Origin of the sequence: uncultured Tateyamaria sp., from assembly GCF_947496075.1 — a bacterium.
Lineage (GTDB): Bacteria > Pseudomonadota > Alphaproteobacteria > Rhodobacterales > Rhodobacteraceae > Tateyamaria.
The window spans coordinates 616,167-639,193 of sequence record NZ_CANMBJ010000004.1 but is presented as its reverse complement, the minus strand read 5'-3'; the positions used below and the strand labels follow the sequence as shown (position 1 = coordinate 639,193).

Annotated in this window: 21 protein-coding genes; 15 read left to right on the top strand and 6 right to left on the bottom strand. The window is 59.6% G+C overall.

What is annotated here, in order from left to right; all coding sequences use genetic code 11:
- Positions 1–15: 15 nt before the first annotated feature.
- The 4 genes from Q1A51_RS15500 (at position 16) to Q1A51_RS15485 (ending at position 6,336) form a co-directional block, all read left to right on the top strand.
- Complete coding sequence (locus Q1A51_RS15500; protein WP_299600424.1) at positions 16–1,344, top strand: amidase family protein; 1,329 nt, start codon at positions 16–18, stop codon at positions 1,342–1,344.
- A gap of 213 nt (positions 1,345–1,557) precedes the next feature.
- The gene (locus Q1A51_RS15495; protein WP_299600421.1) at positions 1,558–2,736 is read left to right on the top strand and encodes an aminotransferase class I/II-fold pyridoxal phosphate-dependent enzyme; all 1,179 of its coding nucleotides are present in this window, start codon (positions 1,558–1,560) and stop codon (positions 2,734–2,736) included.
- 18 nt (positions 2,737–2,754) lie between these two features.
- Positions 2,755–5,646, top strand: a complete 2,892-nt coding sequence (locus Q1A51_RS15490; protein WP_299600417.1) for a DNA translocase FtsK 4TM domain-containing protein — start codon at positions 2,755–2,757, stop codon at positions 5,644–5,646.
- A gap of 96 nt (positions 5,647–5,742) precedes the next feature.
- Positions 5,743–6,336, top strand: coding sequence for an outer membrane lipoprotein carrier protein LolA (locus tag Q1A51_RS15485; protein ID WP_299548996.1), 594 nt, complete (start codon positions 5,743–5,745; stop codon positions 6,334–6,336).
- Positions 6,337–6,345: 9 nt separating this feature from the next.
- On the opposite strand, the gene Q1A51_RS15480 is transcribed toward Q1A51_RS15485, so the two are convergent.
- Complete coding sequence (locus tag Q1A51_RS15480; RefSeq protein ID WP_299202786.1) at positions 6,346–6,921, bottom strand: lytic transglycosylase; 576 nt, start codon at positions 6,919–6,921, stop codon at positions 6,346–6,348.
- Between the two features lie 69 nt (positions 6,922–6,990).
- Complete coding sequence (locus tag Q1A51_RS15475; protein WP_299600415.1) at positions 6,991–7,872, bottom strand: AEC family transporter; 882 nt, start codon at positions 7,870–7,872, stop codon at positions 6,991–6,993.
- Between the two features lie 85 nt (positions 7,873–7,957).
- On the opposite strand from Q1A51_RS15475, the gene hspQ reads away from it, so the two are divergent.
- Positions 7,958–8,284 carry a heat shock protein HspQ gene (gene hspQ, locus Q1A51_RS15470; protein ID WP_299600413.1) on the top strand — a complete coding sequence of 109 codons (327 nt, stop codon included), beginning with the start codon at positions 7,958–7,960 and terminating at the stop codon, positions 8,282–8,284.
- A gap of 37 nt (positions 8,285–8,321) precedes the next feature.
- Here the strand turns inward: hspQ and Q1A51_RS15465 are convergent, their stop codons facing one another.
- From Q1A51_RS15465 to Q1A51_RS15455, 3 genes are all read right to left on the bottom strand, one after another.
- Positions 8,322–9,896 carry a gamma-glutamyltransferase family protein gene (locus tag Q1A51_RS15465; RefSeq protein ID WP_299600411.1) on the bottom strand — a complete coding sequence of 525 codons (1,575 nt, stop codon included), beginning with the start codon at positions 9,894–9,896 and terminating at the stop codon, positions 8,322–8,324.
- A gap of 237 nt (positions 9,897–10,133) precedes the next feature.
- Complete coding sequence (locus Q1A51_RS15460) at positions 10,134–10,583, bottom strand: ATP-binding protein (protein ID WP_299600409.1); 450 nt, start codon at positions 10,581–10,583, stop codon at positions 10,134–10,136.
- A 29-nt stretch (positions 10,584–10,612) separates the two neighbouring features.
- Positions 10,613–10,951, bottom strand: coding sequence for an STAS domain-containing protein (locus Q1A51_RS15455; protein ID WP_299202772.1), 339 nt, complete (start codon positions 10,949–10,951; stop codon positions 10,613–10,615).
- 91 nt (positions 10,952–11,042) lie between these two features.
- Between Q1A51_RS15455 and Q1A51_RS15450 the strand changes: the two genes are divergently transcribed.
- The 9 genes from Q1A51_RS15450 (at position 11,043) to rarD (ending at position 21,163) form a co-directional block, all read left to right on the top strand.
- The gene (locus Q1A51_RS15450; protein ID WP_299600405.1) at positions 11,043–12,215 is read left to right on the top strand and encodes an acetyl-CoA C-acyltransferase; all 1,173 of its coding nucleotides are present in this window, start codon (positions 11,043–11,045) and stop codon (positions 12,213–12,215) included.
- 72 nt (positions 12,216–12,287) lie between these two features.
- Complete coding sequence (locus Q1A51_RS15445) at positions 12,288–12,740, top strand: GAF domain-containing protein (RefSeq protein WP_299600402.1); 453 nt, start codon at positions 12,288–12,290, stop codon at positions 12,738–12,740.
- A 66-nt stretch (positions 12,741–12,806) separates the two neighbouring features.
- Positions 12,807–13,379, top strand: a complete 573-nt coding sequence (locus Q1A51_RS15440; RefSeq protein WP_299600398.1) for a helix-turn-helix domain-containing protein — start codon at positions 12,807–12,809, stop codon at positions 13,377–13,379.
- On the top strand, positions 13,379–13,999 hold the full coding sequence (locus tag Q1A51_RS15435) for a LysE family translocator (protein ID WP_299600396.1): 621 nt from the start codon (positions 13,379–13,381) through the stop codon (positions 13,997–13,999). Before Q1A51_RS15440 ends, Q1A51_RS15435 begins: the two co-directional genes overlap by 1 nt.
- Complete coding sequence (locus Q1A51_RS15430; RefSeq protein ID WP_366870038.1) at positions 13,956–14,384, top strand: GFA family protein; 429 nt, start codon at positions 13,956–13,958, stop codon at positions 14,382–14,384. Before Q1A51_RS15435 ends, Q1A51_RS15430 begins: the two co-directional genes overlap by 44 nt.
- 12 nt (positions 14,385–14,396) lie before the next feature.
- Entirely contained in the window at positions 14,397–16,841 is a 2,445-nt protein-coding gene (locus tag Q1A51_RS15425; protein WP_299600390.1) for an FAD-dependent oxidoreductase, read from the top strand.
- Between the two features lie 30 nt (positions 16,842–16,871).
- Positions 16,872–17,765, top strand: a complete 894-nt coding sequence (locus Q1A51_RS15420) for a homocysteine S-methyltransferase family protein (protein WP_299600387.1) — start codon at positions 16,872–16,874, stop codon at positions 17,763–17,765.
- Between the two features lie 9 nt (positions 17,766–17,774).
- The gene (locus Q1A51_RS15415) at positions 17,775–20,222 is read left to right on the top strand and encodes an FAD-dependent oxidoreductase (RefSeq protein ID WP_299600385.1); all 2,448 of its coding nucleotides are present in this window, start codon (positions 17,775–17,777) and stop codon (positions 20,220–20,222) included.
- A 47-nt stretch (positions 20,223–20,269) separates the two neighbouring features.
- Complete coding sequence (gene rarD, locus Q1A51_RS15410) at positions 20,270–21,163, top strand: EamA family transporter RarD (protein ID WP_299600383.1); 894 nt, start codon at positions 20,270–20,272, stop codon at positions 21,161–21,163.
- Here rarD and Q1A51_RS15405 read toward each other — a convergent pair.
- Positions 21,160–21,957 (bottom strand): alpha/beta fold hydrolase, encoded by a 798-nt coding sequence (locus Q1A51_RS15405; RefSeq protein WP_299600380.1) that lies wholly within the window; start codon positions 21,955–21,957, stop codon positions 21,160–21,162. The genes rarD and Q1A51_RS15405 overlap by 4 nt on opposite strands.
- A 105-nt stretch (positions 21,958–22,062) precedes the next feature.
- On the opposite strand from Q1A51_RS15405, the gene Q1A51_RS15400 reads away from it, so the two are divergent.
- Positions 22,063–22,710, top strand: a complete 648-nt coding sequence (locus Q1A51_RS15400; RefSeq protein WP_299600377.1) for an RluA family pseudouridine synthase — start codon at positions 22,063–22,065, stop codon at positions 22,708–22,710.
- Positions 22,711–23,027 lie beyond the last annotated feature (317 nt).

The following is a 23,027-nucleotide window of genomic DNA, read 5'->3' as shown; positions in this document are numbered from 1 at the left end:
GATGGAGGGCAGGACATGCAGGCGTGGTTGGACAAGAGTGCAGCGGATCTGGGCCGCGCCATCGGTGCGGGCGAGGTGGATCCCGTCAATTTGACCCAAGCCTTTCTTGAGCGGATCAAGGCACATGCGTTGTCAGACCGCATTTTCGCCCGACTGACCGAAGACCGTGCGATGGCCGAGGCGCAGGCCGCGTCTGTCCGCGCCAAGGCTGGTGCGCGTTTGTCCTTACTGGACGGTGTGCCGATCAGTTGGAAAGACTTGTTTGACACCGCAGGTGACGGGACCGAGGCTGGATCGAAGCTGTTGGCTGGCCGTGTGCCGGACCGAGATGCCGTTGTTTTGCAGAATGCGACGGCCATGGGGTTGGTGTGTCTGGGCAAGACGCATCTGAGCGAGTTGGCCTTTTCCGGTCTTGGTTACAATCCCTCCACCGCGACGCCCCCATGTGTGAACGATGCCGATGCTGTGCCGGGTGGCTCGTCCTCGGGCGCTGCGGCGTCGGTTGCATTTGGTCTGGCGCCTGCGGCTATTGGATCTGACACGGGTGGGTCGGTGCGTATTCCTGCGGCTTGGAATGATCTGGTGGGGCTGAAGACGACACATGGGCGGTTGTCCTTGGAAGGCTGTGTGCCTCTTTCGCTGAAGTTTGACACGGTGGGACCCTTGACCCGGGCGGTTGAGGACGCAGTGCTGTTGATGGCGGCGCTGGAGGGGCGTGATCCGGGGGATTTGCGCGGTGCATCGTTGCAGGGGCGCCGGTTTGCGATGCTGAAAACCGTTGTTTTGGATGACATTCGGGATGCACCCAAGGCTGCGTTTGAGGGTGCTGTCGAGAAGTTGCGTGCGGCTGGGGCAGAGGTTGAGCCGCTGGAAGTGCCGGAGTTGGAAGAGGCCATGGCGCAGGCTGGGCCTTTGATGCCCGGCGAGGTGTACGGGTTATGGCGCGATGTGATCGAGGCACAGCCGGAGGCGATGTATTCCGAGATTCTGGAGCGGTTCCGTTTGGGCAAGGAATTCAGCGCGCCGGATTACAACGCGGCTTGGGCCAAACTGGATGCGGTTCGGCAGGCTTGGGATGTGGCCGTGGCGCCTTATGACGCCGTGTTGGCCCCAACGGCGCCGATCCTGCCGCCGAATCTGGAACGGCTGAACAGCGACAGTGACTACTACAAGACCGAGAACCTGCTGGCCCTGCGCAACACGCGGGTGGGCAACTTGATGGGCATTTGTGCCCTGACCTTGCCGACGGGTGTGCCGAGCTGTGGCCTGATGATGATGGGTGTGCAGGACGGCGAAGAGGCGTTGTTGCGGTTGGGGGTTGCGGCAGAGGCGGCTTTGGGCTGATCCAAAGGCCGCCTTGCGGCGACACCATATTTTGTTGGGGGTTTCACCCCCGGCCTTTGGCCTCCCCCATGGTATTTTCGGTCAGAAGAAGGGGCTGATTGGCGGATTTGCCACAAGGTGACGATTTGGCGTGGTTTTTCTGGACGAGGGAGTCACCCTTGGGGTACATTCAGGCAAACGGGGCGAAAATGATCCCGAACCTGAGGCAGTTTGATGAAGTTTCCCGAGCGGTTTTCGAACCTTCCGGCTTATGCGTTCCCGCGTTTGCGCGCCCTGTTGGATCATCACGATCCGGGCGGCGATGTCGTGCATATGACCATTGGGGAGCCGAAACATGCCTTTCCCGCATGGGTCACGGATGTGATTGCCGAGCATGCGGCGGGCTTTAACAACTATCCTCCGAACGAAGGTTTGCCCGAGCTGCGGCAGTCGTTTTGTGATTGGCTGAGCCGCCGCTATGGCGTGTCGATGGATGCCGATGCGAATGTGATGCCGCTGAATGGGACGCGCGAGGGTCTTTATAATGCGGGGATGGCGCTTTGCCCCGAGGTGAAGAATGGGCAACAGCCTGTCGTGCTGATGCCGAACCCCTTTTACCAAGTCTATATGCTCGCCGCGATTTCGGCGGGGGCGGAACCCGTGTTGGTGCCTGCCACGGCAGAGACGGGGCATTTGCCGGACTACACGGCGGTTGATCCGGAGATTCTGAACCGCACCGTTGCGTGTTACATGTGTTCGCCTGCGAACCCGCAGGGCGCTGTGGCGGGCAAGGATTACTGGCGGGACTTGATCGCGCTGGCCGAGAAGTACGATTTTCAGGTCTTTGCCGACGAGTGCTATTCCGAGATTTATCGTGATGTGCCGCCCGTGGGTGTTTTGGAGTGCATTGGTGATGCGGACCCCGAGCGGGTCGTGGCCTTTCATTCGCTGTCCAAGCGGTCGAACCTGCCTGGGTTGCGGTCCGGGTTCATCGTGGGTGGGCCTGCGACCATTCGCGAGGCCAAGCAGTTGCGCACCTATGCAGGCACACCGTTGCCTTCGCCGCTTCAACACGCGGCGGCGGCAGTTTGGGCGGATGAAGAGCATGTCATCGAGAACCGGGCGCAGTATCATGAGAAGTACGACATGGCCGATCGTATCCTAGGCAATGTGCCGGGATATATGTCGCCCGAAGCCGGGTTTTTTCTGTGGCTGCCTGTTGGTGACGGCGAGGCGGCGGCGTTGAAGCTGTGGAAAGAAACCGGCGTGCGTGTACTGCCGGGCGCGTATCTGGCGCGTGAGATCGACGGGTTCAATCCCGGACATGAGTTTATCAGGGCTGCACTTGTGGCCCCAAGGGCAGAGACGGAGCGGGGCCTGACGGCCATTCGCGACGTTCTTTATGCCACATAAGAAAAGACGAGGCGAAGCATGGCATATCAGACACGGCGGGATCCGCTTTTTGACCACGGAATGCAGGCGGCGTTGGAAAAACGCGGGCGGGAGTTGGTGGGTATTGGCCTGCTGATCGCGGGTCTGATGGCCGCAGCCATGATGCTGAGCTACACGCCGGATGATCCGAACTGGATGGCTTCGACCGATGCGCCGGTGCAGAACTGGCTGGGTCGCACGGGCGCCTCTATCGCTGCGCCGCTGTTCATGATCGGCGGTTGGGGCGTGTTTGGCATTGCCATCGTTCTGATGGCGTGGGGTGTGCGTTTTGGGCTGCATCTGGGGACCGAACGGGCGCTGGGCCGTCTGATCTTTGCCCCCATCGCGATTGCTTTCGGGTCGATCTATGCCGCGACCCTGCAACCGGGTGACGTGTGGCAAGCGACCCACGGCTTCGGTCTGGGCGGCCTGTTTGGTGATACTGTCATGGCCTTTATCCTTACGGTTTTGCCTGTTGGATCGAGCTTTACCGTCAAGTTGATGTCGTTGCTGATGGGCATTGGTATCGTGGTTTTTGGCGCCTTTGTTCTGGGCTTTACCCGGGTCGAGATTGCGCGTCTGGCCCGCTTCCTGCTTGTCGGGCTGGTCGTGGTCTATGCCATGCTGATGACCGTTCTGGGCCGTGGTGCCAGCGGCGCGGTGCAGGCGGCACGTACCATGCAGGAGCGTCAGGCAGAACGTCGTGCGGCGCGTGAGGCCGAGGCGGCAGAGGCCGAAGCCTACGCTGCTGCGGTTCCGCCGATGCCTGCCTATGATGAGCCGCTTGTCGAAGAGCCAGCCAGACCCAGCCTGTTGTCGCGGATGCCAACGCTGATCAAACGCCCCGATCAGATGCCGGATGAGATGCCCGAGCAGGAGCTGATCGAGACTTACAGCGACGTGGATGTGGGCGAAGGTCCCGGAGACGAGCGGATCAAGACGAAGATTGCCGACGTGATCAAGGCGCGTGTGCGGTCGAACCCGGCCGTGCAGGCGGAAAGCGTTGCACCGTTGACCAAGGGCCGTGGGCGCGGACCGGATCCGCTGGTGCTGAACACCGCGTCACAACCGATCTTGCCGCCGGAACCGCCGTTGACCGCTGCCGCATCGCTTGGTCGTGCGGAACCACCTTTGACGGCTGCGCCCGGTGCATATGCGCCTGAGCCGGTACAGGACTATGCACCTGAACCTATGCAGGAGTACGCGCCGGAGCCGGAACAACTGGACGCACCCATTCCGGAACCTGTTGAAGCTGCTCCGGTCATTCCTGTGGCCGAGCCGCGCACAGTGGTTCATCAGCCGGCCCGCAAGCCGGTGCAGCCCAGCACACGCGCGCAGTTGGAGGCACAGCCCAAGCTGAGCTTTGAGGACACCCATCCCGGTTTCGAATTGCCCCCTTTGAATCTGCTGGAAAGTCCCAGCGTCGTGCAGCGTCATCATCTGAGTGACGAGGCGTTGGAAGAAAACGCGCGGATGCTTGAGAACGTGCTGGATGATTACGGCGTGAAGGGCGAGATCGTTTCGGTCCGTCCCGGTCCCGTTGTCACCATGTACGAGTTGGAGCCTGCGCCCGGTTTGAAAGCCAGCCGTGTGATTGGTCTGGCCGATGACATCGCCCGGTCCATGGCCGCCCTGTCGGCCCGTGTGTCGACCGTGCCCGGCCGGTCCGTGATTGGTATCGAACTGCCAAACGAGAACCGCGAAAAGGTTGTGCTGCGCGAGATTCTTGCCAGCCGTGACTTTGGCGATGGCAACCAGAAGCTGCCGCTTGCCTTGGGTAAGGACATCGGTGGTGATCCGGTTGTGGCGAACCTGGCCAAGATGCCTCACCTTTTGATTGCTGGTACGACCGGGTCGGGTAAGTCGGTGGCGATCAACACGATGATCCTGTCGCTGCTGTATAAGCTGACGCCCGAGGAATGCCGGTTGATCATGATCGACCCGAAGATGCTGGAACTCAGCGTCTATGACGGTATTCCGCACCTTCTGTCCCCTGTTGTGACCGATCCGAAAAAGGCGGTTGTGGCCCTGAAATGGGTCGTGGGCGAGATGGAGGAACGCTATCGCAAGATGTCCAAGATGGGCGTGCGCAACATCGACGGCTACAATGGCCGGGTGAAAGAGGCGCTGGCCAAGGACGAGATGTTCAGCCGTACGGTGCAGACCGGGTTTGATGACGAGACGGGTGAACCCGTATTCGAGACCGAGGAATTCGCGCCCGAGGCAATGCCCTATATCGTGGTCATCGTGGACGAGATGGCCGATCTGATGATGGTCGCGGGCAAGGAAATCGAGGCCTGCATCCAGCGTCTGGCACAGATGGCGCGGGCCTCTGGTATTCACCTGATCATGGCGACACAGCGCCCTTCGGTCGATGTGATCACCGGGACGATCAAGGCGAACTTCCCGACGCGGATTTCGTTCCAAGTGACCTCGAAAATCGACTCGCGCACCATTCTGGGCGAGATGGGGGCCGAGCAGCTTTTGGGCATGGGTGACATGCTGTACATGGCTGGTGGCGCCAAGATCACGCGCTGTCACGGCCCGTTTGTGAGCGACGAAGAGGTCGAAGAGATCGTGAACCACCTCAAGGCCTTTGGCGCGCCGGACTATGTGTCGGGCGTTGTGGAAGGACCGCCCGAGGACAAGGAAAGCAACATTGACGCTGTTCTGGGTCTTGGTGGCAACACGGATGGCGAGGATGCGCTGTACGATCAGGCGGTGGCGATTGTGATCAAGGATCGCAAGTGCTCGACCTCGTACATCCAGCGGAAGCTGGCCATCGGCTACAACAAGGCGGCACGTCTGGTTGAGCAGATGGAGGACGAGGGTGTCGTGAGTTCCGCGAACCACGTGGGCAAGCGCGAAATTCTGGTCCCCGAACAAGGGTAAGCGGGGACCTGCCGTACCGTACGGCCTGTTGATATCGTATAACAGGCCGTCCCGGCCTATATCATCGCCAAGACAAAGATGTGAAAGGTGGGCGGTATGACCCTATGGACCCGGATTGCAGCGATTTCTGTCGCGGTTGTAACAGCGCAAGCCGCGTGGGCGGACAAGCTGCCGTTGAACGCGATTTCCAGCTATTTGAACGATTTGCGGACAGCGCAGGGGACGTTCACGCAGGTCAATGATGATGGAACTGTCGACACCGGCAATATCTACATCAAGCGGCCGGGCAAGATGCGGTTCGAGTACAACGCACCCAATGAAACGCTGATGATTGCGAGTGCGAACGCCGTTTACATCGTCGACTCAAAGTCGAACCAGCCGCCCGAAACCTATCCGCTGCGCCGCACGCCGTTGTCGTTGATCCTCGCGCGGAATGTGAATCTGGGTCAGGCCAATATGGTGGTCGGCCATGACTTTGACGGCACGGCGACCGTTGTCACGGCGCAGGATCCCGAGCATCCGGAATATGGCAATATCGAAATGAAGTTCACGGGTAACCCGGTGCAATTGCGCCAATGGGTCGTGAATGACAGTGGTGGTGGTCAGACGACCGTTGTCCTGGGAGAGCTGCAAACAGGCGGCTCTCTCTCGAACCGCCTGTTTGATGCGCCGCGCCGGACGTCAGACTAGACCGGGGCCTTAGCAGGACCGCAGCTGCACCGCGTACTGATCGGACCGGGCATCAACCTCGCCTGCGACGCGCATCAGCCATGCCTTGTTGCGGTAGGTTCCGCGCGTATAGCCCGTGCGCCCTTCGTGATAGGCAAGGTACTGGTTGCGGGTGTCGCTGAGGGGAATGCCCAGCCGTGCGTTGGTTTCCGCCATGTACCAGCCCATGAAGTCTGTCGCGTCGCGGATGCGATCGCGGCGGGCGACGCGCTTGCCGGTGGATGTGCGGTATTCATCCCACGTCCCATCAAGGGCCTGGCTGTAGCCGAAGGCGCTGGAAATGCGGCCCGTGGGGATCACCCCGGCTGCATAGCGGTACGGGGGCCGCGCGTCCGATATGAATTTGCTTTCCTGGTAGATCGTCGCCATCTGCACGTGCACCGGCACGCCGTATTTGCGTTCAACCGCCTTGAAGGCGCGAAGGTATTCAGGGCGCTCACGGACAATGGAACAGGCGTTGTCCAACTGGTTGGGGGCCGTACCCGACCCGCCACCACAGCTGGCAGCCAAAAGAACCAAAGCCATTGCGCGAAAGAGTCTGCTCATCTGCCTCACTCGCTTTTATGTTTTTTTGTTAGTTTACAGGAAAATGAGCCGCGTGGAAATCACGTTTTGTCAAAGCACAAGCGCAAGGATCACAGGAAGTGCCGCGACTGCCATCAGGGTGGAAGCAACGACGAGCCCTGCGACCTTATCGGACTGCGCGCCGTACTTTTCCGCAAGCAGATAGGATGTCACGGCAACGGGCGTGGCGACCTGAAGAACCAGCACGCCAAAGGCAACTGGATCAAGGGCAAAGAACCGTCCGACCCCCCATGCAATGCCCGTGCACAGGGTCAGCTTGATGGCGGAAAGCCCCGCGGCTTGCAGCATCCCCTTGGTCGACAGCCGGGCCACGGCGACTCCCAGCGTGATCAACATCATCGGGATCGCCATTTGCCCGATCAGATCAAGCGCGTTGGTGAGGAAGGTGGGCGTCTGCCAGCCCTGCCAAAGAAACAGCGCGCCCAGAACCGTGCCCCACACCAGGGGTTCGCGCAGCACCTTGCCGAATGCACCGGCCCCAGCCACCAGCCATATACCATAAGTGTATGACCAGAGCGCCATGATGGCGAAGACGATGATCGCGTAGCTGAGTCCGACATCGCCGAACGCAAAAAGGGCGAGGGGCAGGCCCAGATTTCCGGTGTTTCCAAAGATCAGGGGGGCGGCATATGTGCGCGTGTTCAGACGCGCGATGCGCACCAGTGCCAGCATGACCAGAGTGACGGCGGCGTAAGCGACGACCGATGCAACTGACAGGGTTCCTAAGGCCACGGGATCAATCTTTGTCCGCATCAGGGAGACGAAGATGAGGCAGGGCAATGAGAGGGTCATGGCCAACTGCGTGACGAACTGAATACGGTATTCCAGGCCGACCTTAACCCATGTGAATCCGATGCCTGCGAGCAGGAAAACAGGGGCGACGATTTGGAGGACTGTTAAGGTTAGGTTCACAAACTGTTTCCAGCGAAATTGTGCTCAATTATTGGACAAGTGTCCCTTGCACCGTGTAGTCACGTGCCGTAGGGGGCGCAATGTTATGCTTAGAACACGCGCAAAATATCATCTGGGCCAGGTGGTCCGTCACAAGAAGCACCCCTTTCGCGGGGTGATCTTTGATGTGGACCCCGAGTTTTCGAACACCGAAGAGTGGTACGAGGCGATTCCAGAGGACAGCCGCCCGATAAAGGCCCAGCCTTTCTATCACCTGCTGGCTGAGAATGATCAAAGCTACTACGTGGCTTATGTGTCCGAGCAGAACCTTGTTGCTGACTATTCCGGGGAGCCAGTGGATCACCCAGACATTCCGGACCTGTTTGGTCCGTTTGAAGACGGATCCTATCCGTTGCACTTCCAGCTGAATTGACGTGCGGGGCGGAGGACACCTCCGCCTTACCCGGTTCCTAATACCCCAGCGCGCAGCCGTCTTTGCGGGGGTCACTTGCGCCTTCCAACACGCCGTCGTCCCGGATCAGGATGGCCTGTGCGCCACCGATTGCGGTGTCTGGAATGCTGACATTGTGGCCCAGATCTGCAAGCTCTGACCGGACCTGATCAGAATAGCCCCTTTCGACCTTCATATCACCTGCGTCTGAGAAGGCGCGGGGTGCGTCGATTGCTGTTTGCGGGTCGAGGCCGAAATCCGTGAGGTTGGAGACAAAACGCGCGTGCCCGTTGGGTTGGTATGCCCCACCCATCACGCCAAAGGGCATGATCGGTTTGCCGTTCTTGGCCAGCATCCCTGGGATGATGGTGTGCATCGGACGTTTGCCGCCCTTCAGTTCGTTCGGGTGCCCTTCTTCCAGTGTGAAGCCGGCGCCGCGGTTCTGGAACAGGATACCGAACTTGTCGCTGGCGATGCCTGATCCGAACCCATGGAAGATTGAGTAGATCAGCGAGACGGCCATACCGTCGCGATCCACGACGGTGATATAGATCGTGTCCTTGTGCACCTGTTCGCTGAGCGTTGTGGCATTCGGCATTGCCTTGCCGGGGTCGATCAGCGCAGCGAGCTGTGTCGCTGTTTCCGGCGACATCATATGATCCATGCGGTTGGCATAATCCGCATCTGCGATGAAGCGGTTGCGCGCGTCGTAGGCCAGTTTGGCGGCTTCCGCTTCGATATGCGCACGCTGGGTGCCCCATGGGCCCATATCCGCGACGTCAAAATGCTTGAGGATATTGAGCATCAGATTCGCTGTTGCGCCTTGCCCGTTTGCCGGATGTTCGATCAGGTCCAGACCCTGATAGCTGCTGCTGATCGGCGTGGTGTCTGTGCATTTGGTCGACGCGAAATCTTCTGCGGTGTGCTTGCCGCCCAAGGCGTTGAGGGTGGCCAGCATGTCTTCGGCCACCTCTCCGCCATAGAAAGCGTCGCGCCCATTCCTGGCGATGCGGCGCAGGACTTCGGCTTGTTGGGGAGCGGCAAATATCTCGCCGGCCTTTGGAACCGTGCCGTTTACAAGGTAAGCGTCGCGGGCGGACCCTTGGAGGACGGCTTCGTCTTTGGCCCAGTCAAAGGCGACGCGGGGGGCAACGGGGACGCCGGTTTCAGCGTAGTGGATTGCAGGCGCTAGAATGCGGTCGAGGCCCAATCGACCGACACGGTCGGACAGGGTGCAGAACGCATCTATGGCGCCTGGAATGGTGACTGCATGCGCGCTGTAGGGTGGGACGGTTGTTTCGCCCGTGGCCCGCAACTCGGCGGCGTCGAGCGCCATGGGTGCGCGACCTGACCCGTTTAGGGAATGCATATTGCCGTCGGTATCAGACCAAAGGACGAAACAGTCACCGCCGATCCCGGTCATCTGCGGCTCGCAGATGCCCAGCAAGACCGCCCCGGCAATGGCTGCATCCATGGCGTTTCCGCCAGCTTTCAGGATTTCTACGGCTGTTTGGGCTGCAAGCGGGTGCGACGTGGCACACATGCCGGACGATGCAAGAACAGGTGAACGGCCGGGCAGGTGAAAGTCGCGCATTGGAAATCCCCATAGTCTGATTGCACCGGGCAACCTAACTGTCGCAGATGCCTTGTCCACAGAAGAATGGGGGAGAGAAGATCCTCGGTGCCGCGCACTGGGTGGGGGCAATTACACGCGACACCGAGGGAAGCTATTTGCAGCTACGGGTACTGGTATGCCGGTGGATTCGGGCAGGATTATGGTCGGCGGGAGGCTGTTTTGCGGAATCATCGCGCAGGGCGCGCGACCGACGGCCTATGCCAGGGCAACAGCAAGTCGAAGCTGCAGCTGGTTTTCTGTATCCTGTCGCTGATAGGTGACGTCCTTGGCCAGATCCTTGATCAGGAACCATCCGAACCCGCCTTCCGGCATGTCACAGAAGTCAACATCAATATCTGCGGCACCACCTACGGGGGTCTGGCCATCTGGCATTGCCCGCCCCGAATCCACGACTGTCAAATGTAGCCCGTCCGATGCATGGGCGCATGTGATATCAATCTGCCCACTCCCTTCGTCTTCGGGATAGGCGTGTTCGACAATATTGTTGAGCGCCTCTGCCATAACCAGCTCAACCGTTCCTGCCTCTTCTACATCAAGCGACAGGGGTTTCAGACCATCAAGCAGTTGGCCGAGCGCCGTTCTGACGGCCATCTGACCACTCACCACCGAAATATGAAATGCAGGCAAGAATGTTGTGCGGGTCATCGAACGGACTTCCATCTGGGTCGACAAAGTTAGGTCTTCAGCTCGGCAATCGCCCCGTCAAGTGTGGGGAAAACCGGGAAAACACTGTCCATCCGTGTCAGGCGAAACACTTTTTCCACGGTCGGCGTCAGGCCAGCGAGGGCCAATTTGCGTGATTGACCCATCTGTTTCATCGCGGCGACGATTGCGCCCAGGCCACTCGAATCGATGAACTGCACCTCGCTCAGGTCCAGAACGACGGTGTCGTCGCCGCTATCGGTGGCACTGCGCATCGCTTCCTTGAACTCGATGGCCACTGCCGCGTCGATTCGGCTACCATGTACAGACACCACTTGTAGGCTGTCTTCTGATCTGCTGCGAAGATCCATGCGCGCCCTCTTGCAATTCTCTGGTTACATTGTCTGTCTAGGTCGCAAACCTTACTATTCAGTTGCTACCTTTTGACAGGAGTCCCAAGGCATGAAACCAGTTGTGATCGCCGGAGCATCGCGTACACCCATGGGCGGGTTTCAGGGCGCATTGTCAGACATGTCTGCACCGGCCCTCGGAGGTATCGCGATCAAGGCCGCGATGGACGGTGCTGGTGTGTCGACCGTGGACGAGGTGTTGATGGGCTGTGTGCTGCCTGCCGGTCAAGGCCAGGCCCCGGCGCGTCAGGCCGGGTTCGCTGCGGGTTTGGCCGAAGATGTTCCGGCAACGACGCTTAACAAGATGTGTGGTTCGGGAATGAAAGCGGCGATGATGGCCTTTGACCAGATCGCGCTGGGCCATGCTGACACCATGGTGGCTGGCGGGATGGAGAGCATGACAAACGCGCCGTACATGCTGCCCAAGATGCGAGGCGGCGCGCGTTTGGGGCATGGGCAGGTGATTGATCACATGTTTCTGGATGGTCTCGAAGATGCCTATGACAAGGGCCGCTTGATGGGCACATTCGCCGAGGACTGCGCTGAGACTTACCAATTCACCCGCGAGGTGCAGGATCATTACGCCATCGCTTCCCTGAGCCGAGCGCAGTCCGCAATCGAGACCGGATCTTTTTCGGGTGAAGTGACACCGGTTGAAATCCCAACCCGCAAGGGCTCGGTGACGGTGGACGCGGACGAACAACCGGGCAGTGCAAGGCCTGACAAAATCCCTCACCTGAAACCGGCCTTTCGGGATGGCGGCACTGTAACAGCAGCCAATTCGTCCTCGATCTCGGATGGGGCCGCTGCGCTTGTTTTGGCGTCCGAGGAGATCGCTGAGGCGGAAAACATGACCGTGCGCGCGCATGTTCTGGGTCATGCGAGCCACGCCCAGGCGCCGGGTTTGTTCACCACGGCGCCTGTGCCTGCTGCGCAAAAGCTGCTGGACCGCATCGGTTGGAAAAAGGACGACGTAGACCTATGGGAGGTGAACGAGGCCTTTGCGGTGGTGCCGCTTGCGTTCATGCGTGAAATGGGGCTCGACCACGAGGTTGTGAATGTAAACGGCGGCGCGTGCGCGCTGGGTCACCCGATCGGTGCGTCCGGTGCCCGCATCATCGTGACGCTTTTGAATGCGCTGGAAAAACGAAACCTCAAACGCGGCGTTGCGGCCATCTGCATCGGCGGTGGCGAAGGAACTGCGATCGCCATAGAACGCGTCTGAGTTTCTTCTGACTGAAAATACGACGGGGTCTGGGGCAGCGCCCCAGTCCTTCCCGGCCAAGGGAGACTACCGGTGCCAGATTACGACCTGCTTGCCAAAACGATCCAAAGCCTGACCGAAGGCGAGGACGATACGATCGCTTTGATGGCGACGGTTGCGTGCGAAGTGCATCACAGTGACGGTCGGTTCGACTGGACTGGGTTCTATCGTGTGACCGGCCCGGAGATGTTGAAGATCGGCCCCTATCAAGGCGGGCATGGCTGCCTGCAAATCCCATTCTCACGCGGCGTATGCGGCGCGGCGGCGCGGACGGGCGAGGTGCAATTGGTAACGGATGTGGATGCCTTCCCGGGCCACATAGCCTGTGCCAGTTCCACCCGCTCCGAGCTTGTGCTGCCGGTCAAGGCGGCCACTGGAGACCTGATCGCCGTTTTCGACATCGACAGTGATCAATCGGATGCCTTCACACAGGGCGATGCCGATGCTTTGGCCGCGATTCTTGGGAATGTTTTTGCCCGCACGTGAAAATCTATCTTGATTTTTCATTTTGACTTCCCTTACGTGAAATTCTGAAAGGGAATTTCACGGCTCATGCTGCAATCAGACCCAACCATTGCCCACAGCCTTGGCGCGGACCTGCGTGCCTTGCGCAAGGCGCGTGGGCTGACATTGCAGGATTTGGCGGACGCATTGGGTCGATCCGTGGGGTGGGTCAGCCAAGTGGAGCGTGATCTGTCCGAGCCGTCGATCACCGATTTGCGCCACATCGCGGCCGAGTTGGACATTGCCGTATCGACCCTGTTTCGCCGGGGCGCGGCCCCTGCCAACGAAGAGGGTTATGTCGTCCGCAGCGGTGCACGGCGGCCCATCGGATCACGTACGGCGGGATTGGTCGAAGAGTTGCTGTCACCCGACCTGACAGATGATTTCGAGATGGTGCATTCGACCTTTGAGCCGCACAGCGAGATTGCCCAAGCTGTTACGCGCCCGACACAGGAGGTGGGATATCTGATCTCTGGCCGTCTGGACCTTGAAATTGCCGGCCAGACCTATGCCATCGCGCCGGGTGACAGTTTCCGCATCCGGGGCGAGCCTTTTCGCTGGAAGAATCCCTATGACGCGCCTGCGGTCGCGATCTGGGTCATTGCGCCGCCGGTGTACTGATGTCGTTCGAAGCCTGGGCCATATTCGCGATGTTTTGGGTGGTGTTTGTTACCACGCCCGGCCCAAACGCTGTCAATTGCATCAACAACGGCATGACCCTGGGTTTTCGTCGGTCGGTCCCCGGCATTCTTGCGATCCTGACGCAGGCGCTGCTGTTTCTCATCTTGTCAGCGGCGGGCATTACCGCGCTCATCGCCGCGTCTCCAACTGCGTTTTTCGTGGCGAAGCTGATCGGAGCAGGATTCCTGATTTATCTCGGCGTTCGTGGTTGGCTTGCGGCACGAACGCCACCCAAGCTGGCCGTGCAATCGGGCAAATCCGTTTATGTCCGCGCTTTCGCAATTGCGACAATCAACCCCAAGAGCGTGGCTGGCTATCTTGCTGCCTTTTCGCAGTTTGTGCAGCCAGACGTGCCTGTCTGGGATCAGATGTGGCAGATCATTCCAACGGCTTTGACGATCACCGCGCTCAGCTATTCGGGCTTCACCGCATTGGGTGCAGGTATCGGACGGGCCGCCATCGGCGCGGTGTTCAACGTCTGGTTCCGGCGTGTCATGGCAACATGTTTCGTTGTCTATGGGTTGCTTTTGGGCGCGTCAGCAACACCGGGGAGGTCCTGACATGATGACTGGAAGCTGCTTGTGTGGCGGTGTCGCCTATAGCCTTTCGGGAGAGCTGCGCAACTCCGTTGCTTGTCATTGCCTCCAGTGCCGGAAGATGAGCGGACACTATGTCTCCGCAACGCAAGTGGCGCCTGTCCAGCTTGAGATCACGCGCGATGCCACATTGGTCTGGTACCAGTCTTCGCCCAAGGCCCAACGTGGCTTTTGCAGCCACTGCGGTTCGTCCCTGTTCTGGCGACATGAGGACGATGGCGGTGCCGTGTCTGTCATGTCGGGGACATTGGACGGGCCGACCGGGATCACCACGGAAAAACACATCTTTGTCGCCGACAAGGGCGACTATTACGACATTGCGGATGGACGTCCGCAACACGACCAATAGGGAGCTATTCAAATGGCAGATTTTCCAACAACGGCCCGCGTGGTCATCATAGGGGGTGGTGTCGTCGGCACCTCGACCTTGTACCATCTTGCCAAGGCGGGTTGGACCGATTGTGTTCTGCTTGAGAAAAATGAGCTGACGGCAGGCTCGACCTGGCATGCGGCAGGCAACTGCCCGAACTTCTCGTCCTCCTGGGCCGTGATGAACATGCAGCGCTACGGGCTGGAGATGTATCGGACCCTGGCTGACGACGTCGACTACCCGATGAATTACCACGTCACCGGCGCGATCCGCCTCGCCCACTCGAAAGAGCGGATGCAGGAGTTTGAGCGGGTCGCAGGTATGGGCCGCTATCAGGGCCTTGAGATGCAGATGTGCACGCCGGATGAACTCAAAGAGTTCAACCCGTTCATGGAGACGCACGATCTCGCCGGTGGTCTTTGGGATCCGCTGGATGGTGACATTGATCCTGCCCAGTTGACCCAGGCGCTGGCCAAGGGTGCGCGTGATGCGGGCGGTCGTATCGAACGGTTCTGCCCTGTCATCGGCATTGACCGCGATGGCGACGAGTGGATCGTGAAGACCGAGAAGGGCGAAATTCGCGCCGAATACGTGGCCAACTGTGCCGGCTACTACGCACAGCGCGTGGGCGAGATGTTCAAGCCATTTGGGGGCCGCACGGTGCCCATGGTTGTCATGTCCCACCAGTACTTCCTGACCGAAGAGATCCCCGAACTGGCCGAGTGGACCAAGGAAAAAGGTCACAAGATGCCGATGATCCGCGACGTGGACATCAGCTATTACCTGCGTCAGGACAAGAACGGTCTGAACCTTGGGCCTTACGAGCGGAACTGTAAGGCGCATTGGGTGACGCCTGACGATCCGATGCCAGAGGACTTCAGCTTCCAGCTTTATCCCGACGATCTGGAACGTCTTGAATTCTACATCGAGGACGCGATGGAACGTGTGCCTGCACTGGGCACTGCTGGCGTTGGCCGCAACATCAACGGCCCGATTCCATACGCCCCTGACGGGCTGCCAATGATTGGCCCAATGCCCGGAGTGAAGAACGCGTTTGAGGCGCATTCCTTTACATTCGGCATCGCCCAAGGTGGTGGTGCAGGCAAGACGCTGGCCGAGTGGATCATGCATGGCGAGACCGAGTGGGACATGTGGGCGGTTGACCCGCGCCGCTACACCGACCACGCCGATCACGACTATTGCCTGTCGAAAGCGCTGGAAACATACGGTCACGAATACGCGATGCACTTCCCGCATCACGAATGGCCTGCCGGGCGGAACAAGAAACTGTCGCCGAACCACCACCGTCTTGTGGCTGATGGCGGCCAGATGGGCGCCTACAATGGTTGGGAGCGCGCAAACTGGTTTGCCAAGGATGGCGACGACACGTCCGAAGAGGCGACACAGACATGGGATCGCAACGGCCCATGGGAAGCCCGGATCAAGGAAGAAGTCGAAGCCGTGCGCGATGGCGTAGGTGTCATCGATATGTGTGGCTTCTCGCGTTACGCCCTTAAGGGTGCGGGTGCGGCAGAGTTCTTGCGGACACAGATCACCGGCGCACTGCCCAAAGCGGGCCGGATGAACCTGTCCTACTTTGCCGACAGCCGTGGCCGTATCCTGACCGAAGTATCGGTGATCCGGCATGGTGAGGATGACTTCACTATCATGACCGCTGCTGTTGCGCAGTGGCACGATTTTGAACTGCTTGCCAGCCGTGCGCCCGAAGGTGTTGAGCTGACGGACCTGTCCAAAGAGGTCACCACCATGTTGGTCACCGGGCCCAAATCGCGGGACCTGTTTGCCGATATCTCGGACGCGGACCTGTCCTTGGGCTGGTTGACGCACCAATCCGCCACGGTGGCTGGCGTGCCTGTTGCCATGGCCCGCGTGTCCTTTGTAGGTGAGCTGGGCTGGGAAGTGCACGCACCAACCGATCAGGCGGCCAAGGTCTATGAGGCGATCCGTGATGCGGGTGCCACACCGTTTGGCATGTACGCGCTGAACTCAATGCGCTTGGAAAAAAGCTATCGGACGTGGAAGGGCGATCTGTCGACCGACTACACCATGTTTGAAGGTGGTCTGGACCGCTTTGTTCGTCTGGATAAGCCACAGGACTTCCCAGGCAAAGCGGCGTTGCAAGCCGAGAAACAGCAAGGGTCGAAGAAACGCTTTGTCACCATGTTGATCGAGGCGGGCGATCAGGACGCGCCCTACATGTCCACCGTCTGGAACGGCGACGAGGTTGTCGGCGAAACCACATCCGGCGCGTGGGGCTATCGGATCAATGCATCTATCGCCCTGGGAGTGGTGCGCAACGATCTTGCCGCTCCGGGCACCGAGCTGGAGGTCGAAATGTATGGCAAACGCTACAAGGCAGTCGTGCAGACGGACCAACCGCTCTGGGATCCTGAAAACGAACGGCTTCGGGCGTGATCGTTTTTGGATTTCTTTCGGAGCTGACGGATGGCTGAGATCACATTGTTGGATGGTGGCATGGGGCAGGAACTGGTGCATCGCGCTGGGGACAAACCCACGCCGCTTTGGTCGACACAGATCATGCTGGATCATCCGGGCTTGGTTACGCAGGTGCACGCGGATTTTTTTGCCGCGGGCGCCACGATAGCGACCACCAACAGCTACGCCATTCATCACGACCGTCTGACAGATACTCCGGTGGAGGGCGCGTTTACCGCCCTTCATCAAAGTGCCTTGTTCGAGGCGCGGGCTGCACGGCGTGCCCACGGATCGGGCCGTATCGCCGGGGCCATTGGTCCATTGCGTGCGAGCTACCGGCCCGACCTGCATCCGGATCCGGATGTTGCCGTACCACTTTTTGCCGAAGTGGCGAACCTGCTGGCCCCGTCCAGTGACTTGCTGATCTGCGAAACTGTAGCGTCGCTTGCCCATGCGCAAGATGTGCTCGCAGGGACCGTGCCCACAGGCAAACCCGTTTGGCTGGCCCTAACCGTTGAGGATCGGGACGGCAGCAAGCTGCGCTCGGGCGAAGACGTTGCAGATGTAGTACCCATCGCACGCGGCCGCGCCAGTGCAGTGCTGATCAATTGTTCCGCGCCCGAGGCCATTCCCGCAGCACTGGCCGGGCTCAAGGGTCTGGATGTGCCTATCGGTGCCTATGCCAACGGGTTCGAGCAGATCACCTCCGATTTTCTTGAAGACAAACCCACGGTCGACAGCCTGTCGGCCCGGCGCGACTTCACTCCCGCTCTCTATGCTGACCACGTGATGTCGTGGATCGATGCAGGCGCCACCATCGTGGGCGGCTGTTGCGAGGTTGGCCCCGCCCATATCGCTGAAATCGCCCGACGCCTGAAAGCCGCCGGGCATGTAATCGTCTGAGGATGTACTATGCCTGATCTTCCCTCCAACGCCCGCGTTGTCATCATTGGTGGTGGCGTCATTGGCTGTTCGGTTGCCTATCACCTGACCAAGCTTGGGTGGAAAGACGTGGTGCTGCTTGAGCGCAAGCAGCTGACATCGGGCACGACATGGCATGCCGCTGGCCTGATTGCGCAGCTGCGCGCGACGGCCAACATGACCAAGCTGGCCCGCTATTCGCAGGAACTCTATGGAGAGTTGGAAGCTGAAACCGGTGTTGCCACAGGCTTCAAGCGCGTGGGGTCGATCACGGCGGCCTTGACCGATGAGCGGCTTGAAGAACTGCGCCGTCAGGCAGGGATGGCGCGATCCTTTGGTGTGGATGTCGAGGAAATCTCGCCGACTGAAGTGAAAGCGCGCTATGAGCATATGAACATCGACGGTGTGACCGGCGGCGTGTACCTGCCCCTCGACGGTCAGGGCGACCCGGCCAATATCGCGCTGGCATTGGCCAAGGGCGCGCGTCAGAACGGTGCCAAGGTGCAGGAGCGTGTTGCGGTTACCAACATCGTGCGTGAGGGCCACCGGGTCACAGGCGTGGACTGGAAAGGTGAGGATGGCAGTGATGGCCGCATCGCCTGCGACATGATCGTGAACTGTGCGGGCATGTGGGGCCATGAGGTTGGCCGCATGGCGGGCGTGAACGTGCCGCTGCAGGCCTGCGAACACTTTTACATTGTCACCGAGTCCATCAAGGATTTGAAGCAGCTGCCCGTGCTGCGTATTCCGGACGAATGCGCCTACTACAAGGAAGATGCGGGTAAGATTCTGCTGGGCGCCTTTGAGCCCAATGCCAAGCCGTGGGCTGTTGACGGCATTCCGAAGGATTTTGAATTCGACCAGTTGCCCGAGGATTTTGACCATTTCGAGCCGATCCTTGAGGCTGCGGTCAACCGTCTGCCGATGCTGGCCGAGGCAGGCATTCACACGTTCTTCAACGGGCCCGAGTCTTTCACCCCCGACGACGCCTATCACCTTGGCCTTGCGCCCGAGATGGACAATGTCTGGGTTGCCTGTGGCTTCAACTCGATCGGTATTCAGTCCGCAGGTGGCGCGGGTATGGCGCTGGCACAGTGGATGGAGGATGGAGACAAACCCTTTGATCTGGGTGACGTGGACATCAGCCGGATGCAGCCGTTCCAGGGCAACAAAACCTATCTGGCCGAGCGGTCCACGGAAACACTGGGCCTGCTTTACGCCGATCACTTCCCCTTCCGTCAGAAGGCGACTGCTCGTGGTGTTCGCCGCTCCCCTTTCCACGGGCACTTGATGGAGCGTGGCGCGGTGATGGGCGAATTCGCTGGTTGGGAGCGTGCCAACTGGATCGCGCGAGCCGGTCAAACGCCGGAATACGAGTACAGCTGGAGCCGCCAGAACTTCTTTGACAACGTGCGCGAAGAGCACATGGCGATCCGTCAGAACGTGGGTATGTATGACATGTCGTCGTTCGGTAAGATCCGTGTCGAAGGGCGCGATGCTGAGGCGTTCATGAACTACGTGGGCGGCGGAAACTATTCGGTGCCGAATGGCAAGATCGTCTACACCCAGTTCCTGAACAATCGAGGTGGGATCGAGGCGGATGTGACCGTCACGCGCTTGACCGAGACCGCCTATCTGGTGTTGACACCGGCAGCGACGCGTTTGGCGGACCAGACCTGGATGGAGCGCCATGTGGGCGACTTCAACGTGGTGATCACCGATGTGACCCCGGGCGAAGGTGTGCTGGCCGTGATGGGGCCACGGTCGCGCGAGTTGCTGAACGCGGTGTCGCCTGCGGACCTGTCAAACGAGACGAACCCCTTTGGCACCGCACAGCAGATTGAGATCGGCATGGGCCTCGCCCGTATTCACCGCGTGACCTACGTGGGTGAGCTGGGTTGGGAGGTTTATGTCTCTTCCGACATGGCAGGCCACGTGTTCGAGACGCTGTATGATGCCGGTCAAGACATGGGGCTGAAACTGTGCGGCATGCACATGATGGATACCTGCCGGATCGAAAAGGGCTTCCGCCACTTTGGCCATGATATAACTTGCGAAGACCATGTGATGGAGGCGGGCCTTGGCTTTGCCGTGAAGAAGGACAAACCGTCCTTCATCGGGCGTGACGCGGTGCTGCGTAAGCAGGACGAGGGGCTGTCCAACCGCATGCTGCAGTTCAAACTGACAGACCCGGAACCGCTGCTCTATCACAACGAGCCGATCGTGCGGGATGGTGAGATCGTCGGCTACCTGACTTCGGGTGCTTATGGCCACCATCTGGGCGGGGCCATGGGCCTTGGATACGTGCCGTGCAAGGGCGAAGCTGCGGCGGATGTTCTGGCCTCGACCTACGAGATCGACGTGGCCGGCACACGCGTGCGGGCAGAGGCATCGCTGAAGCCAATGTATGACCCGAAATCCGAGCGCGTGAAAGCGTGACGCCACGTTGATCTGGTGCTAGGGGTGGGCCGGAAAGGACCACCTCCATGACACAATCGAACGGTGACACGCCCCAAGGGCTTGGCTTTGCCATTTCCGCCTATTTCCTGTGGGGGTTTCTGCCGCTTTATATGAAAATGGTCAGCCATATCAGCGCGGCGGAAGTGGTGGCGCACCGTATCATTTGGTCGGTTCCCATCGCGGCAGTGGTTCTGATTTTACTGAAGCGAACGGGCGACCTTCTGGCCGCGGTGCGCAATCCGCGGATGTTGGCCATGGGCTGTGTGACAGCCGCTTTGGTGTCGATCAACTGGGGTATCTATGTGTGGGCCATTGCCTCGGATCAGACGGTGGATGCCGCATTGGGGTACTACATAAACCCCTTGTTCTCAGTCGCTCTGGGCGCGTTGGTTTTGCGCGAGCGTGTGACGCGGTTGCAGTTGATTGCCATTGGGCTGGCGTCGATCGCCGTGGTTGTTCTGATCTGGCAGGCGGGCAGCGTGCCTTGGGTTGCCGTCGGGCTGATCCTGTCCTGGGGGCTGTATGCTTTGGCCAAGAAACAGCTGCCTATCGGCCCAAATCAGGGTTTCTTACTGGAAGTGTTGATCCTGCTGATCCCGGCGCTTGGGTATGCAGTATGGTTAAGTGCAAGCGGACAAGGGCATTTCCTGACAACAGATTTAAGTGATACCCTGTTGCTGCTGGGATGTGGTGCGGTGACGGCCGCACCGCTGCTGCTTTATGCAAACGGGGCCAAGGGACTGCGCCTGACCACCATCGCCATTCTTGGCTATCTTGCGCCAACTCTGATCTTTCTGATTGCTGTGTTTGTGTTCAAGGAACCATTAGACCAAGGGCGGCTTATGGCGTTCCCGATGATCTGGGCGGCTCTGGTGATCTACTCGGCCTCCATGATCCGTCAAATGCGGGCGACGGCCTAGGACCCCTCGAACCAGTCGCGGGCAAGAGTGGTCCAGCCGCGTGGCATCCCGTGGGCGCCGTCATGTTCGCAGAATTTTATCGCACCGTCTGAGCAGCTTGCGTTCCAATCGCGACAGCGAAAACGGTCGCCGACGTCGATTGTGTCTGGGTGCGTGCGGCATTGGTTGCTGGCGCGTGCCAGTGCGAGACTGTCCCACAGGCTGCCCTGATGCCAATCCCGAATGGCACGTCCTTCGAAGGGGACCTGGTTGTCGGCAAATCCATGGATTTGCAGGAACCGAACAGGCGTGGTCGGGCAGTTCGTTGTATCGTTGGGTTCCCGCAAGGCTCCAGAGATGGACGTGAAGCCAGCGAACTGTTCCGCGGCTTTGCAGGCCATGAGCCAAGCCATTGATCCACCTGCGGAAAACCCGGCGACATAGATGCGGTCGGCGTCGATGGACGCCCTGGTCTTGGCATCTTCAATCACGTCGAGGGTAAAGGCGATATCGTCGCGCGCGCTGCCATCCCGCCCCGGCCAGAAGCGCGTTTGCCGCCCCGGTATTTGCTGGCCGTTGGGGGCGATGACGACATAGCCCGCATCCGCGAAGTCGGATTTGATCCCGCCGCGAAAGATCATCTGGCCCGTTGCATTGTGGCCGTGGAAAAAGACCAGTACAGGGGCGCCTTCCGTGCCTTCGCTGCCGTCGATCATGTGATAACTGCCGCCGTCTATTTTACAGGGCGCATCGGGTCCACACTGGGCAAAGGCAAAGGTCGGGAGGGCGAGCAAAAGGGCAGCTAAATACTTCATAACGCACAACGATCATGGCGCGCTGATTCAGGCAAACAGGATATGCGAGCCTCGCCGAAACGTGATGGGGGTTGTCTTTGAGCTGCGCATTTGAGAGGCGGGGACATGGATGATGTCTATGCCCCGCCCAACGATCCTTTGGACATTCTGCATGATGATGCGGAGATGCTGTTGGTCGACAAACCCTCTGGCCTGCTTAGTGTTCCAGGTAAGGGAGAGCATTTGTCAGATTGCTTGATCGCACGGGTGCAGGCGGTGTGGCCGCAGGCGTTGCTGGTGCACCGTTTGGACCGGGATACAAGCGGTGTCATGGTATTTGGTCTTACACCACATGCCCAGCGGTTCCTGTCCAAGCAATTCGAACTGCGTTCCGCGAAAAAGACCTATGTGGCAAGGGTGTGGGGGCGGATGACACCCAAGACGGGGCGGGTTGATCTGCCCCTGATCGTGGATTGGCCGAACCGACCGAGGCAACATGTCGACCACGAGAACGGCAAGCCTGCTGTCACCGATTGGCGGGTGCTGCGCGACACAGAGACTGAGAGCCGGGTGCGGTTGTTTCCGCAGACAGGGCGGAGCCATCAGTTGCGTGTGCATATGCTTGCTTTGGGGCATCCTATCTTGGGCGACCCATTCTATGCGGAAGGGCCCGCGCGTGAGTTTGATCGGCTCATGCTTCACTCGGAAGAACTGCGGATCAAGCACCCGGACAGTGGAAAGATGATGCGGTTTCGAGCTTCAGCGCCATTCTGAGGTGTAGCGATCTGCCCTGAGCAATGCGCAGCGTCCGGCGCACGGTGTTGACGCCGGACGCTGCGCATTGGCATCTGTTCTGCCGTATTGGTGGCCCGTTTTGCCCGAGCAGACAAATATTCGTATCCGTTTTGAGGGCTGTACGTGTGTGTCTACTTGAATCCCAATGTCAAACTTGGAGGATATTTTGCATAAAACGCGGCTATCCACGCGCAACGGAGCGTCTTAGACGGGCTGCCGTTTGCTTGCTGACAGATGAGCGGCCTCGCGGTTGCGTCGGCAAAATCTGTTGTTCTCAACCACAATAGGTCAGGGGG